Annotated in this window: 1 pseudogene; it reads right to left on the reverse strand. The window is 68.8% G+C overall.

Going from position 1 to position 1730, the window contains the following annotated elements:
* Positions 1 to 1715 (reverse strand): annotated as a pseudogene (locus SM763_RS24115) (hypothetical protein); the annotation flags it as partial.
* Positions 1716 to 1730: the final 15 nt, after the last annotated feature.

Genomic DNA, 1730 nt, shown 5'->3' on the forward strand with positions numbered 1-1730 from the left:
GCGCCCCGGAAGGCCGCATTGAAGGCCGCCAGCCCCGCACCGCCGCTGGTGTAGTCCGCGCGGTAAGCAATCGTGCCATCCTCCCGCTGGCGCAGGATTGCGTCCTCGCCCTCCCCGCGCAGCAGCTTGATCCCGGTGGAGGCCTGCAGATCCTCGATCTGGCCGATCAGCTCGGCGCCCCCTGCCCGTTTGACCTCTGTGCGATCCGCCAGCCCGGCGCCGCGGATCTGCAGCGATGCGATCTTTGACTGCGCCTGCCGCTCTGCCGTGTCCAGCCGTACCGCCGCGCGCAGATCCCCCAGCATGCTCCGCAGGTTTTCCATCGGCTGCAGCAGATCCCCGGTGGCTGAGGTCAGATCGCTGAAGACGGTATCCGCCGTCAGGCGCACCGCGCCGCCAAAGCTGAGGCGCCCGGCCTGTCCCCGCGCCCCGATCAGATCCTGCAGGCGGGTCAGCCGCTCCACGGTATCGCCGCCCTCCCGGGTCAGCGCCACGTTCACCCGGCGCGACAGGTTGGCGCTGCGGGTCAGCACCAGGGCGCGGGTGTCCGGATCGAGATCCCGGCCCAGCTGCAGCATCAGCTTGCGGCGCAGTTCCTCGGTATTGGTCAGAACCAGCTTGCGGGTCTGCCGGTCCAGATCCTCGCGCAGCACCAGGTCGAGGCTGGCCACATGCTGCGAGAGAGCATGGGTGGCAATCCAGCGATCCGCCGCCGTCAGATCATCGCGGCGGATGATGAAGTCCAGCGTGGTGCGGATCCCGCTGTCCGCCTGCTCCACCATCCGGCGCAGCCAGCGCGGCGCATCATCGGCCAGCGTCACAGCCACATCCAGCGCCCCCACCAGGTCGTCATAGCTGAAGGCCTCCGCCTGGCTGATGGCATCCTCCAGCGAACCAAGGGAGGTTTCAAATGCGCTGACGGTGCCATCCCAGTCCGCGGCCAGATCCTGCACGCCCTGGCTCAGTTCCGCGATCTGATCGCCGGTCAGCCCTTCAAGCTGCAGGAAGCTGCCAAGCGAGGTCAGAACCTCGATCTGCTGCTCATAAAGACCGGCCAGAACCTCATCATTGCCGCTTTCAAGATCGGCCACCCCAGCCGCAAACCGCAACTGGCCCTGCACCTCTGCCGCGATGCGCCGGTATTCCAGCGCGGATCCTGCACCGGCCCGGGCCGATTGCAGATAGGCACGCGCCAGCTCCGGCAGGCTTTCCGCTGCGGAGAGATCCCCGCCGCGCACCGCTGCCAGCGCACCGTCCAGCCGCGCCCGCTGCGCCGCCTCGGCCTGCGCCGCGCTGGCGCCGGTCAGATCGCCAGTGATCAGACCATCCACCAGATCGCGGAGCCCGCTGCCCGCGCGGCGCCAGCTCTCTGCCGTGGCGCGTTCCTCGGAGACCCGGGCACGGGCCGCATCGATCTGCGCGCCAAGTTCGCCGCCGATCTCCCCAACCATGCCCGCCAGTTCAGCGGAATAGGCGCTGACCTGCGGCAGCACCTCGGCCAAGGCGCCGGACATCTGCAGAAGGCCTGCATAAAGCGCGCGCCCGTGCTCGGTGGTGGTATCGATCCCCTCGACCAGTTCGCGGAAGCCGTCCCGGCTTGCGGGCATGGCCACGCCCAGATCCCCGAACTCTTCGCGCAGACGCCGCAGGATCACTTCCGTGCGCTCGCCTTCGGAGTAGAAGGCGCCGAAGTAGGCCGAGACAGATCCCGCCATGGCCTCAGCGCCGCC

The organism is Pseudophaeobacter sp. C1-32P7 (genome assembly GCF_041008775.1).
In the GTDB taxonomy this organism is placed as follows: Bacteria; Pseudomonadota; Alphaproteobacteria; order Rhodobacterales; family Rhodobacteraceae; genus Phycobacter; species Phycobacter gallaeciensis_A.